General features: G+C 53.2%; 11 protein-coding genes. 9 read left to right on the top strand and 2 right to left on the bottom strand.

Translation table 11 applies throughout. The features are described 5' to 3' along the window. Positions 1-233 precede the first annotated feature (233 nt). A complete protein-coding gene (locus D4100_RS01895; RefSeq protein ID WP_119802806.1) occupies positions 234-3026 on the top strand; it encodes an RHS repeat-associated core domain-containing protein in 2793 nt (930 codons plus the stop codon). 394 nt (positions 3027-3420) lie between these two features. Continuing rightward, on the top strand, positions 3421-4626 hold the full coding sequence (locus tag D4100_RS01890; protein ID WP_006321879.1) for an aldose 1-epimerase family protein: 1206 nt from the start codon (positions 3421-3423) through the stop codon (positions 4624-4626). A gap of 69 nt (positions 4627-4695) precedes the next feature. Here D4100_RS01890 and D4100_RS01885 read toward each other — a convergent pair whose 3' ends face one another. After that, positions 4696-5649: a LacI family DNA-binding transcriptional regulator gene (locus D4100_RS01885; RefSeq protein ID WP_119802804.1), complete on the bottom strand. Its 954-nt coding sequence runs from the start codon at positions 5647-5649 to the stop codon at positions 4696-4698. Positions 5650-5946: 297 nt separating this feature from the next. On the opposite strand from D4100_RS01885, the gene D4100_RS01880 reads away from it, so the two are divergent. From D4100_RS01880 to D4100_RS01860, 5 genes are all read left to right on the top strand, one after another. Next, positions 5947-6261, top strand: a complete 315-nt coding sequence (locus D4100_RS01880) for a PTS sugar transporter subunit IIB (protein ID WP_006321882.1) — start codon at positions 5947-5949, stop codon at positions 6259-6261. A 12-nt stretch (positions 6262-6273) separates the two neighbouring features. After that, positions 6274-7602, top strand: a complete 1329-nt coding sequence (locus D4100_RS01875) for a PTS sugar transporter subunit IIC (RefSeq protein WP_119802802.1) — start codon at positions 6274-6276, stop codon at positions 7600-7602. A gap of 20 nt (positions 7603-7622) precedes the next feature. After that, entirely contained in the window at positions 7623-9026 is a 1404-nt protein-coding gene (locus tag D4100_RS01870; protein ID WP_006321891.1) for a glycoside hydrolase family 1 protein, read from the top strand. Beyond that, positions 9019-9321, top strand: a complete 303-nt coding sequence (locus D4100_RS01865; RefSeq protein WP_006321892.1) for a PTS lactose/cellobiose transporter subunit IIA — start codon at positions 9019-9021, stop codon at positions 9319-9321. Before D4100_RS01870 ends, D4100_RS01865 begins: the two co-directional genes overlap by 8 nt. Before the next feature lie 225 nt (positions 9322-9546). Then, positions 9547-10929 carry a carbohydrate porin gene (locus D4100_RS01860; RefSeq protein WP_119802800.1) on the top strand — a complete coding sequence of 461 codons (1383 nt, stop codon included), beginning with the start codon at positions 9547-9549 and terminating at the stop codon, positions 10927-10929. A gap of 48 nt (positions 10930-10977) precedes the next feature. Here the strand turns inward: D4100_RS01860 and D4100_RS01855 are convergent, their stop codons facing one another. Further along, positions 10978-11568: a TetR/AcrR family transcriptional regulator gene (locus D4100_RS01855; RefSeq protein WP_119802798.1), complete on the bottom strand. Its 591-nt coding sequence runs from the start codon at positions 11566-11568 to the stop codon at positions 10978-10980. A 98-nt stretch (positions 11569-11666) separates the two neighbouring features. Here D4100_RS01855 and D4100_RS01850 point away from each other — a divergent pair, with 98 nt between their 5' ends. After that, complete coding sequence (locus D4100_RS01850) at positions 11667-12566, top strand: ABC transporter six-transmembrane domain-containing protein (RefSeq protein WP_119802796.1); 900 nt, start codon at positions 11667-11669, stop codon at positions 12564-12566. Between the two features lie 219 nt (positions 12567-12785). Then, entirely contained in the window at positions 12786-13796 is a 1011-nt protein-coding gene (locus D4100_RS01845; RefSeq protein ID WP_119802794.1) for a substrate-binding domain-containing protein, read from the top strand. Positions 13797-13892 lie beyond the last annotated feature (96 nt).

Below are 13892 nucleotides of genomic sequence, written 5' to 3'. Positions count from 1 at the left end.
CCATATAGGGTATTTGAAAAATGGTAAATTTAATTAAGTTGTAGGCATTGTCACAATATATACAAAAAAAGTAATTAAATCCGGGATGAGCTTGAATAGGTGTGACGGGTGATTCGTCATATTGGTTTGTCTGCTTCCTGCTCAGAAAGGGCCCACTCTTACACAATGCTCCTGAACGCTGTATGCTTTTTTGCGTAGCCTGACTGGCTGCATAACCTGTACAGGAGAATCCCATGAACACATCGCTGTTCAGCAAGACCCCGACGGTCACGGTCCTCGACAACCGCGGCCTGACCGTGCGCACCCTGGAGTATCAACGCAATCCCCACGCTCCGAATGTCACCTACACACACATCACCCGTCAGCGATACGACCCCCGCGGTTTTCTGTCTCAGTGCGCCGACTGGCGCCAGCACGAGGCCGGCCGGGTGAACTTCTCATACCTTACCGACCTTGCCGGCAGCGTTCTGCGCGCGCAGGGCGCCGATAACGGCACCACCCTGTCCCTGAGCGACATCGCCGGCCGCCGGTTGCTGGGTATCGACGCCAACGGCGTCACCCGCACCTGGCTGTATGAAGACGCCGGGCTGCCCGGGCGCCCGCTTGCCACTCTGGAACAGCCGGACGGTCAGGCTGCCCGCATCACCGAACGCTTCGTCTATGCGGACAATGCTGATGCGAATAAAACCCTGAACCTGGCCGGACTGTGCACCCACCATTATGATACGGCCGGTCTGGTACAGACGGACAGCGTGGCCCTGACCGGCATGCCGCTCTCCGTCACCCGCCGTCTGCTGAAGGACGCGGAGAATCCGGACGCTGTGGCCGACTGGCAGGGCGAAGATACCTCAGCCTGGAACGACCTGCTGGAGGGTGAGACACATACCAGCCTGACCCGCGTGGATGCCACCGGCACGGTGCTGACCACCACGGATGCAAAAGGTCACAGGCAACGGGTGGCGTACGACGTCGCGGGCCTGCTCTCGGGCAGCTGGCTGACGCTGAAAGAGGGTAAGGAGCAGGTTATCGTACAGTCGCTGACCTACTCCGCGGCCGGGCAGAAGCTGCGGGAGGAACATGGCAACGGCGTGGTGACCACCTACACCTATGAGCCGCAGACGCAGCGCCTGGTCGGGATTAAAACGGTGCGGCCGGCCGGGCATGCGGCGGGGGCCAGGATGCTCCAGGACCTGCGCTATGACTACGACCCGGTGGGTAACGTGCTCAGTATCCGCAATGACGCCGAAGAGACGCGCTTCTGGCGCAACCAGAAAGTGGTGCCGGAGAACAGGTTCGTCTACGACAGCCTGTACCGTCTGGCCAGCGCCTCCGGGCGCGAGATGGCCAATGCCGGTCAGCAGTCCACGGGCTTGCCGCACATCGCCGTTCCCCTCCCCACCGACAGTGGTGCCTGCACCAACTACACCCGCACTTACAAGTACGACGAATCCGGCAACCTGACCCGGATAAGCCACAGTGCACCGGCGACAGGCAACAACTACAGCATCAACATCACGGTGAGCAAGCACAGCAACCGCGGCGTACTGAGCACGCTTGCCAGCACTGCGGCATACGTGGACGAGCAGTTCACGGCAGGGGGGCAGCAGAAGTGGTTACAGCCGGGACAGGCGCTTGTCTGGACGCCGCGCAACGAGCTGCTGCAGGTAACGCGGGTGGTGCGGGACGGCGGAACGGATGACAGGGAGAGCTACCGCTATGACGCGGGCAGCCGGCGCATCCTCAAGGTCGGCGCGCAGAAAACGGGCAATGGCATGCAGACGCAGCGTGCGCTGTACCTGCCGGGGCTGGAGCAGCGGACCACAAAATCCGGAGAAACAGAAACGGAAAGCCTGCAGGTCATCACGGTGGGCGAGGCGGGCCGGGCGCAGGTGCGGGTGCTGCACTGGGAGAGCGGCTGGCCGGAGAGTACCGGCAACGACCAGCCCCGTTACAGTTACGACAGCCTGATTGGCAGCAGCGGGCTGGAGGTGGACGGAGCGGGGAACATTATCAGCCTGGAGGAGTACTACCCGTACGGTGGCACGGCGGTGTGGACGGCGCGAAGCCAGGTGGAGGCGGACTACAAGACCGTGCGTTATTCGGGCAAGGAGCGGGACGCGACGGGTCTTTACTATTACGGCTACCGGTATTACCAGCCATGGGCGGGCCGGTGGCTGAGCGCGGACCCGGCGGGGGCGGTGGACGGGCTGAACCTGTTCAGGATGTGCAGGAATAATCCGGTAACATTAGTCGATGAAGAAGGATTGACGCCAATATATCCAATATCGGATGAAAGAATAGATTTTGAAATTAAAATTGCTCAGGATGTTTTGGGTGAGGCCATCCGAAAATTAAATCAACAGTATTTATCCAAGAATACAAAGGAAAAAATAAGGGCTGTGTTTAAGACGGCATCGAGAGAAGGTAAAATAAAAACATCCGGATTTAGAAGTGAGCTTCTTGACAGGTTTTTGGCGATGCAAGAATCTCTACGGATAAGTAAAGTACTGTATGATGAAGAAGCGGCGCTGCGTAAATTTGCGGCCTATGTGTACGGTAATGACAAAAAAAGAAACATACACATATCATCAATTTACACGAATAAGATTGGGGAGGTGGATAATATAACCACGTTACTGCATGAAGTATCCCATTTTAATGATGTTAAGCGCAGTGGGAAATTCAATAGGATATATAAAAATGAAGGTTCTTGGGATCACTATTATACTCATATGCCAACATATAAATACTCCAAAACCAAGGAGTATATTGATGAGGCTATTTCTGGGTTTGATGATTTTTATATGAGCATAAACCCGGATAAAAGGGTAACAAAGGCAGGAATAAAAACCAGCATGTTAAACCTGGCACTGGAAAATGCGGATCATCTCGCCATTACAGCCTTAAGTCTGGGGCAGGAGAAAATGAAATTGTATTCAGAAACACCATCAGCAGGAAATCGTTTTGTTAAACGCAATGTTAATAAGCCTGTGAAGCATAGTCGTCCTTTACATAAAAATCATTAGTAACAGTATTGTTGGGCCCTCTCGGCTGCCGGTAAGACCGCTAAAGCGGCTTATTGCTCGTCGATGCCGGTATCTCAACGCGAAGCCTGCAAATCTCCGCAGGCTTTATTTTTTTGTAATGAATTGATAATAAACAATAAATTTAATTTTTCTGGCGCAAGACTTTTTTTGCTGACACCTTACAGCAAGGCGCATTTTTTCAGTGATCAATGTCGATTAATTTTGTGATTACATATCGTTTATTACATTGATAAGGTGACTTGTACCCCATTATTTTCCATTGTTATCCCGTTGTTATCGGAAAGGTGACTTATCTCTCTTTTTAATTGGCCGCCTAGATCTATTTTTTCATTGTTTTAGCTAAAACCTTTCAGCTAACGTTAAGGACAGCACCATGAAAAAGTTAATTACAATTTCGGCGGTTATCTCTTTGATTTCGTGCGCAGTAAACGCTCAGACCATTGTATTGACCGACTCGGAAAAAGGCATTGAACAAGGCAATTGGCAGACCGACAGCCAAAAGCTGAACATCGCAGGGGCAGGCTTCAGCTTACAGCAGCAGGTACTGCACGGCGGAAAACAGGAAGGTTCCAAGGTGATCACCTTAAGCAGCGCCGGCCTGACGATAGCTCTGAGCCCGACACGCGGCATGAATATTCTGAATGTGAAGGGGTCAGACGTCCGGCTGGGCTGGGATTCACCGGTGACCGAAGTGGTCAACCCGGCTTATATCAATCTGGACAGCCGCAATGGGTTGGGGTGGCTGGACGGTTTTAATGAAATGATGGTGCGCTGCGGCTTTGAATGGACCGGGCACCCTGGCGTCGACAACGGCACGCTTTACACGCTGCATGGCCGTGCCGGCAACACGCCTGCCTCGAAAGTGGTGATCGATATCGCCGAAAAAGCCCCGTACGAAGTCCGCATTCGCGGGTTGCTGAAAGAAAATACCTTCAAGAAAAGCAACCTGGAAACCTGGACTGAACTGCGTTATATCCCTGGCTCACAATCGTTTTCAATCCATGATCGCGTGACCAACCGCGCCGATTACCCACGGGATTACGAAATCATTTACCACAGCAATTTTGGCAAACCCTTGCTGGAAGAAGGTGCGGTATTCAGCGCACCGATCAAGGAAATTTCACCCTTTAACGACTACGCCAAAGCCGGCCTGAAAGATTGGGCAACCTATCAGGGCCCGACCAAAGGTTTTGACGAAATGGTGTTCAACATCCTGCCTTATGCGGATGCGCAGGGCAAAACGCTCGCCATGCTGCACAACCGGAGCGGGGATCGCGGTGTGGCGATAGGTTTCGATACCCACCAGTTACCGCTGCTGACACTGTGGAAGAATACGGATACCGAACGCCAGGGGTACGTCACCGGCATCGAACCGGGGACCAACTATGCCTATCCGGTGAAAATCGAACGGGAACAAGGGCGTATCAAACAGTTGCAGCCTGGCCAAAGTGCCGACTTCGAGCTGACCTATACCTTGCTGAAAGATGCTGAACAGGTGAAGTTGTATCAGGACAAGATCAAGACGCTGCAGGGGAGCAATCAGCCCAAACTGGTTGAGACGCCTATCGCAGTAGAATAGTCGTCAGCAGGAACTGAACCGATCGCGGGCCAACCTTGTTGGCCCGTTTTGTTTTCCGGCGGCTATCGCTTAACGCTTGTGCCTGTCCGGGATAATCAAATCCCCGCGCAGCACGCAGGCACCGAGCATATCCCGGGTTTTCTCCGTCAACCAACTGACGATGCGCGCCGCCATGGCGTCCATTGAATATTCGATCGAGGGGATCGCCGGAATGCCGGGTAAATGCAGCGAACCGGCCAGGCTAAAGACCATGATGTCGTCCGGTACGGATTTATTGAACGCCTGTAGCTGGGTAATCACCCGCTGTGCTTCCTGCTCGTCCGCCACCAGCAGCGCGTTGAAATTGAGCGTGGTGGCGTTATTGAGCAGTACCTGTACCGCGACGGAAGAGGTGGTCGAATCCATAAACACCAGGTTGCGATTGAACGGCAAAAAGTTGTTTTCCAGCGCAAGCTTGTAACCGAGCAGCAGTTGATCGGCAGAGCCGCCGGCATCCGGATGGATCAAGGCTATTTGGCGTCTGCCTTGGCTAATCAGGTAATTGCAGGCGCTTTCGGCGGCGAAAGCGTGGTCGAATTGAATGCTGTTGGGCGTGTCGGCCTCAACGCAATCGACCAGGATCACGTTGTCATTCGGGATGTTGAGCGGGAAACGGGCGCCGATAATCAGCACGTCGTCGCACAACCCGCAGGTGAGTTCGTCCAGTGCGTTCATGACGCCCGCTTTGGTGTTGGCGAAACGCAGCAGCAGATGTTTTTGATGCTGGCTGAGCTGTTTTTCCAGCGCATAAAGATAACCTGTGGTCTGGTTAATGTTCTCCTGCGCGCAGATAACCCCGATGCAGCCCGTCGATTGGCTAAGCAATGATTGCGCGATCACATTTGGCCGGTAATTTAGCTCTTCTGCTGCCTGCAATACCGCGAGACGGCTGGCTTCCTTAACGCCGCGCGATCCACTCAACACCCGTGAGACTGTGGCTTTTGACACCCCAGCTAAACGTGATACATCGTTGATTGTTGACATCTTTCTCTCCTGACAGGCCCAAGCTGCAGCCTGTAAAAAACCATCCGGTAATGGCTCACATTATCGCCGCCAGCAGTATAACCCTTTTCTTTTTTTCATGGAAACCGATTTTCCATACCATGTCAAAACCCCTCGAAGTGAGGCGGAAATATGTGATGCAAATCCAATAAAAAACCCTTGCACTGCCTAGATCATGATGAGTATCACACTTCCACTCTCACCTGATGGAAAACGGTTTCCGTATGATATCCAATCATTCCCGCATTCACGTTAATTACCCGTTGAGGATGGTTGTCGATGTACAAAATCATGCTGTGTTGTTCCGCCGGGATGTCTACCAGCCTGCTGGTCAGGAAAATGGTGGAGGCTGCGGATGAAAGGGGGTTGCCGGTCGAGATCGACGCCTATGGCGTAGCCGAGTTCGATACGCAGTTTCCGCGCTATCAGGTGGTGCTGCTGGGGCCGCAGGTAAAATATATGCTTAAAACACTGTCAGAAAAGGCTGCCGTCCAAGGCATACCCGTTCAGCCCATTGATCCGATGGACTACGGCATGCAGCGCGGTGAGAAGGTACTGGACTATGCTCTGTCGCTGATCGCAGCGGCGCACTAAAAAGGTGTTCCTATGAGTTCGTTATATCAGTCAATGATTGCCGTCATCGAGCAATCCATCACTCCGCTGGCCGGCCGCCTGGGGCAGCAGAAATATGTCATTGCCATCCGCGATGGTTTTACCGCCGCGTTGCCGTTTATGATTATTGGTTCGTTCATGCTGGTCTTTATCTTTCCGCCGTTCTCCGCCGATACCACGAACAGCTTTGCGCGTGGCTGGCTGGATTTTTCGCAGACTTATCGCGAACAGCTGATGTTGCCGTTCAACCTGAGTATGGGAGTGATGACCTTCTTTATCTCCGTGGGAATTGGCGCCAGCCTCGGACGGCAGTTTAATCTCGATCCGGTGATGTCCGGCTTGCTGGCATTTATGGCCTTTTTGCTGGTGGCTGCCCCTTATGCGGACGGCAAAATATCTACCCAGTATCTTTCCGGGCAAGGGATTTTCACCGCCCTGATCACCGCCATTTACTCAACCCGCGTTTACGCCTGGCTCAAACAGAACAATATCACCATCCGCCTGCCGAAAGAGGTGCCCACCGGCGTGGCGCGTTCGTTCGAGATCCTGATCCCGGTGCTGGTGGTGATTGGTACGCTGCATCCGCTGAATCTGTTTATCGAAGCGCAAACCGGCATGATCCTGCCGCAGGCGATTATGCATCTGCTGGAACCGCTGGTGTCCGCCTCGGATTCGCTGCCCGCCATCTTGCTGTCGGTATTGCTGTGCCAGATTTTCTGGTTCGCCGGCATCCATGGTTCATTGATCGTCACCGGCATCATGAACCCGTTCTGGATGGCGAACCTGTCGGCAAACCAGGCGGCGCTGGCGGCCGGGGCGGCATTGCCACACGTTTATTTGCAGGGTTTCTGGGATCACTATCTGCTGATTGGCGGCGTAGGTTCGACGTTACCGCTGGCTTTCCTGCTGTTGCGCAGCCGCGTTGCCCACCTGCGCACCATCGGCAAGATGGGCGTGGTGCCGAGCTTCTTTAACATCAATGAGCCGATCCTGTTTGGTGCGCCGATCATCATGAACCCGATGTTGTTCATCCCCTTCGTTTGCGTTCCGCTGATCAACGCCGTACTGGCCTATACCGCGACGCGTTTGGGATGGCTGGCGCAGGTGGTCTCGCTCACGCCGTGGACCACGCCGGCGCCCATCGGTGCCTCCTGGGCGGCGAACTGGGCGTTCAGCCCGGTGGTGATGTGCGTCATCTGTATGGTGATGTCCGCCCTGATGTACTTGCCGTTCCTGCGTGCCTACGAGCGCTCTTTAATGAAAACCGAAGAGCAAAAAGCGCAGAGCGCTGCACCGCTGGCCGAAACCCTCGGCAACAATTGATATTTATGGAGAAGCGAAGCATGAAATACGTATTTCCCGAGCACTTCTGGTGGGGCAGCGCCAGCTCCGCGCTGCAAACCGAAGGGGACAGCCGGCAGGGCGGTAAAAGCCCGACAATCTGGGACAACTGGTACGCCAATGAGCCCTGGCGTTTTCATCAGCAGGTGGGGCCGCAGGAGACGTCAACCTTTTACCGGAACTGGCGTCAGGATATCGCGCTGCTGAAACAGCTCAACCATAACAGTTTTCGGACCTCCCTCAGCTGGTCGCGGCTGATCCCGGACGGAACGGGCGAGGTGAATCCGCAAGCGGTGGCGTTTTACAACAACGTGATTGATGAGCTGCTGGCGCAGGGCATCAAGCCGTTTATTACGCTGTTCCACTTCGACATGCCGATGGCGATGCAGGAGAAGGGCGGCTGGGAAAACCGCGATGTGGTCGCTGCCTTTAGCCGCTATGCGCAGGTCTGTTTTGAGCTGTTTGGCGACCGGGTAATGCATTGGTTCACCTTCAATGAGCCGATTGTGCCGGTCGAAGGCGGCTACCTGTATGATTTCCACTACCCCAACGTGGTCGACTTTAAGCGCGCGGCGACGGTGGCATACCACACGGTACTGGCGCATGCGTCGGCGGTGCAGGCGTTTCGCGCCGGGCTTTATGCCGGGGAGATCGGTATCGTGCTGAACCTGACGCCGTCCTACCCGCGTTCGCAAAATCCGGCGGATGTGAGTGCCGCGCACCACGCCGACCTGCTGTTTAACCGCAGTTTTCTCGACCCGGTGCTGCGTGGCGAGTATCCGGCCGATCTGGTGGCTTTGCTGAAAACCTGGGATCAGCTTCCGGCCTGCCGGCCAGGCGATCGGGCGCTGATTGCCGAAGGAAAGATTGACCTGCTCGGGGTTAACTATTACCAGCCGCGCCGCGTGAAATGCCGCGACAGCGCCGTAAACCCGCTAGCGCCCTTTATGCCTGAATGGTTATTCGAAAACTATGAAATGCCCGGCAGAAAAATGAACCCTTACCGCGGCTGGGAAATTTACGAGCCGGGTATTTATGACATTCTGACAAACTTGCGCGTTAACTATGACAACCCGCGCTGTTTTATTTCCGAAAACGGCATGGGGGTGGAAAACGAGCAACGCTTTGCGGAAAACGGCCAAATCAACGATCGCTATCGTATTGAGTTTGTTTCCGAACACCTTAAATGGCTGCATAAAGGCATTAGCGAAGGCAGTAATTGCCTCGGCTATCACATGTGGACGTTTATTGATAACTGGTCATGGTGCAACGGATATAAAAATCGCTACGGTCTGGTGCAATTGGATTTAGCCAGCCAGCAACGCACCGTCAAGAAAAGCGGAGAGTGGTTTGCCGCCACCGCCGCAGACAATGGGTTTAACGAACAGGAGACAAATGATGATTGAATTGGAAGAGGCGGTCATGGAGATTATCGTCAACGCCGGCCAGTCGCGCAGCCTGTGCTTTGAAGCGTTGCGCGCCGCGCGGGAAGGCAACATCAGCGAAGCCAAAGCGCTGTTGCAGCAGGCCGATGGTTTCTCGCGCCAGGCGCATCATATGCAAACCAAACTGATCGAACAGGATGCCGGTGAAGCCCGGCAGCCAATGACCTTGATTATGGTACATGCGCAGGATCATTTAATGACGTCTTTACTGGCGCGTGAATTATCGGAAGAGATCATTCACCTTTACCAACGTTAATAACACATTGTTCATTGCAACAAGGGGAATAATTACGAAGAAGATTTAATTGCTCTGTACCCATATCAATAATAAATAATCAGCTTGTTTTGGTGATAGCACGGTTTTTTTTAAAAAAAAACCAAAACAGGATGGCTGTTATCTAAATATAAACCAGCCCACAGGATATTATTAAGGCTGCCTTCGGGTGGCTGATAATATCACCTGTGTACAATTGAGATAACCATGAAAATATATAATAAATTGCCAATAGCGCTGGCGGTAATGGCCGCGCTTTGCTCTGGATCCGTACTCGCTCAAGAATTTACCCAAGAGCAAATCGATGCCATCGTGGCAAAAGCGGTCGATAAAGCCCTGGCGGAACGGCAGGCGAAAATAGATACCGCCATGAATAAGAAAGCCGATGTCATTACCGAGCCGCAAAGCGCTGCACAGTCGCCGGATATGGCGATCCCGTTTGGCGTCAAATTTTCTGGTTACGCCCGTTACGGCGCGCAGTTCCAGGGCGGCGATCAGAAATTCGTCGGCGTTGACGGCTCCTACAACGGCGCATCCGCACTGGGCCGCCTGGGCAACGAAGGCAACGGCGGCGAATTCCAGCTGTCCAAAGCGTTCAAAGGCGATAACGGCGCAATCTGGGATGTCAATGTGATGTTCGACCACTGGGGTGACGAGGTAAACCTCAAGAAAGCCTATGCCGGCGTCACCAATATTCTGGCCTCGAACCTTAATGCCTATCTGTGGGCCGGCCGCGATTTTCATCAGCGTCCGCAACAGGGCATCAACGACTATTTCTGGATGACCCACGATGGCCAGGGCGCGGGGGTGAAGAACTTTGATATCGGCGGCGTACAGTTTGACGTCGCCGCCGTCGCTGCCGTTGAGTCCTGTGATCCGAGAGTGGCGGAAGACGAAGCCAACCCGTCGCGCATCACCTGTACCGGCGGTTCAGGAACCGGCGATAAAGGCAACTACGCGCTGACCTCGAAAATTCATGGCATGAAGGTCGGTCCGCTGGATTTGGAACTTTACGCCAACTATGGCTTCGATTCGAAAGCGGTGGAAAGCGATGAGCGCCTGAAAGCCTGGCAGGGCGGCGTGGTGCTGAGTCATACCGGCGACAAAGGGGTGAATAGAGTCATCGCCCGTTACTCCAACAATGCGGATAACAGCGTTTACAACAAAACGGACGAGTTGACGGCGGTTTACGCCAGCTTCGAGGGGAACTACAAGTTTACCCAGCAGGCGCAGGTGGAATACCTGCTCGCCTTCCATGATTACTCCAACGATGCCGACGGCACTGACGATCGCCGTAACTACGGCGCGATTGTGCGGCCGATGTATTGGTGGAACGACGTGCATTCAACCTGGCTGGAGGCGGGCTACCAACGGGTAGACTACGACCAGGGCGGCGATAACCACGGCTGGAAACTCACGCTGTCGCAGAATATTTCGATTGCGATGGGGCCGGAGTTCCGTCCTATGCTGCGCTTCTACGTTACCGGCGGCGAGGTGGATAACAAACATACCGCCCGCGTGAACGGCACCGACGACGATACCCAACTGGATTCGTTCAACGTCGGCGCAATGTGGGAAGCCTGGTTCTGATGACAGACCCGCGGGGTGGCTGCAGAGGTGGCCACCCCGTTGCCCCGTCTATTTGTTGTCGATGAGCAGCAAGTTTCGTTGAATGAAGTCATCAATGTCTTCTTCCGCCTGTTTCAAGGCTTGCGCAGAAGGCAGGGTGAAAAGATGTTCACCGTAACCAAACAGCATGGCGTCCAGTTGCCGCGCTACGCGCTGTGCGTCCACATGGCGAAACGTTTTTTCCTCCATGCCGGATACAATGATCTGAGACAGCACCTGATGCCACTCGTCTAAAAATGACTGCATCAGCGCCGAGTAAGCTTCGTTATGCGTGGAGAGCAGCCATAATGAACCATACAGTTTCCTGGTGGGATCGGGTGTTTCGGAGATCATGCCATCGATAAATTCTTGCAGTTTCCGAGCGGCGGGCAAGGGCGTAATGAGAGTGCGGAACTCTTCCAGTTCGCCATGCATGAAGTTTGTTAAGGCTTCGAGGCACAGGGATTGCCAGTCTTTAAAATAGTGATAAATATGACTGCGGGAGATGCCTACGTATTCGGTAAGTTCGCGCGTGGTGACTTTTTCAATGCCTTTTTCTATAAACAGTTCTACAACGCCATTTAGAATTTTCTCTCTCATCAACTCAGATTTACCTTTCATCTATCTCCTCCCATTGACTTTGAGCAACTGCTCAAATAGCATGCCTTCATTGTTTTGAGCAGTCGCTCTAATTTTGAATTTTAACAGAAAAGACCATAATGAACAGTCAAAACCTTCCGGCAGCGCCTGTGGCCGGCAGTGCGTCCAACACCCTGAAATTACTGGCAAGACGCCACCGCAAAAAGTTGTTTTTTACCTTCCTGCTGGTGGTTGCAGAGAACGCCATGTATCTGCTGTATCCGGTGCTGGCGGGCATTTCCATTAACGCCATCCTGTCGGGGCAGACGTTAAATGCGGTGTTGTATGGAATGATGATCTTATTCATATGGTGCCTTGGCGCTGCGCGCAGAAGCGTGGATACGCGCACCTTTGCCAGAATTTATGCGGCTCTGGCGGTATCTGTGGTCATGACGCAACGTAAAAACAAGCTCAACCCGTCTACCGTTGCCGCGCGTGTGGCGCTATCGAGAGAATTCGTCGATTTCTTCGAGTTGCATTTGCCGATGCTGATCACGTCACTGGCCTCCATGATCGGGGCTGCGGTGATGTTGCTGGTCATTGAATTTTGGGCGGGCATTGCTTGTCTGGCCATACTGGCGTTTCTGGCCTGCTTCCTTTCCGGTTATGCCCATAAAAACGAAGCGCTGTATAACAAACTTAATAACCGCCTTGAAAAAGAGGTGGATTTCGTTAACAAGGCCACCGTGCTCTCCCTGGAGAGGCATTATTTGACACTCGCCAAATTGCGCATACGGCTCTCCGATCGCGAAGCGCTGGGGTATCTGTCGATCGGTGTACTTGTCGCTTTGTTGTTTAGCCTGACTATTGCCTGGATGACTCAGTCGTCGGGGATCACGGCCGGCCATATTTACTCGGTAATGACTTATTTGTGGATGTTTGCCACCAGTCTGGATGACGGCCCGCAACTATTGGAAAAATATTCGGAGCTTAAAGACATCGGTAAACGGGTGAATACCGAGACCGGGGAGGAGGCGTAAGGTTTATCGGTTTTTTAAATATGCATGAAGAATACATTTCGGGCCTATACACCACGTTTAAATCAATACGGATATCATTACATGTCCACCGGAAATCGCCCGACGCAGGGTAACAATCACTGGGCGAGAGCCTTAGCCTTTGAAATTCCATTCAATTTTTTGATAACTGATAACATAATATTGTAAGATAAATGATTGAAAACAGGCTGGGCTATATCTATGTCTCTGAAAATAATAGCGAAAAATCTTGGGTTATCTATCACGGCCGTCAGTCGCGCACTCAATGGTCACAGCGATATTTCTGAAGAGACACGGAATATTATTAAAGCCGAAGCCGAGCGGATTGGTTATCAACCCAATACCAATGCGCAACGTCTGAAAAAGGGAAAAAGCGATGCTGTCGGCCTGGTTTATCCTTATGCATCCTCACTGAGTAATGACTTCTTTTTTGCAATGGTTAGCGCTATCGGCCATCAATTAGCCAAAAAAGAGGTCGATTTTCTTTTGATCACTGACGAGCAGCAGGGAGAATGTCAGACCTTTATTCGATTGATCGAAGGCAGGCGCATCGATGCCCTCATTGTTGCGCATACGCTGGAGCAGGATCCCAGGCTGGCCTTGCTGCAGCAAAAAAAGGTGCCTTTTCTGGCCCTGGGTCGCAGTCAGTTACCCCAACCCTACGCCTGGTTCGATTTTGATAATCGGCTGGGCCTTGATATCGCGACAGAACATCTTATTACTCTGGGCCATCGCCGCATCTCGCTGTTAAGCGAAGACCGCCAGCAAGCCTTTATCATGCAGCGGCGTCAGGGTTACCGTGATGCACTGTTGCGGCACGCTTTGTCTTGTTCTCCGTATTTGAAAACTGCGGATGTGACGCGTCGGGCGGGTTATCGCGCGACGCTGGAACTATTGGCTTTGCCAGAGCCACCCACGGCGATTATTACCGACGGCAGCGTACAGGGCGAAGGGGCCGTAGCCGCACTGCGGGAGGTGGGGCGCTTGAGTGGGCCTGATGCCGTGGCGTTAATCGTTTATGACGGTTTGCCGGAAGATTGCCTGACCAGAGTTGATGCGACAGCCATTATCCAGGCCACGCGGGAAGAGGTGGGTAACCAGATTGCGCAAATGACCCTGGCGCTGATGGCTGGAGAGCCTGTTGAAAAGATCCAGATGTTGTGGCAACCCACGCTACGTCAAGGTACGACCACTTTTCCGCTCAAATCCTAAGGCACACGTAACCGTTCTTCCTGTCGTGTAGATACAGGCGCCTAAAAAACGCCGTTTTTCTCAATCCAAATCACACTTCTTAAACGTTTAAGTTGA

This window comes from Serratia inhibens (assembly GCF_003591175.1).
GTDB lineage: Bacteria > Pseudomonadota > Gammaproteobacteria > Enterobacterales > Enterobacteriaceae > Serratia > Serratia inhibens.
This window is presented reverse-complemented; position numbering and strand designations above follow the sequence as displayed.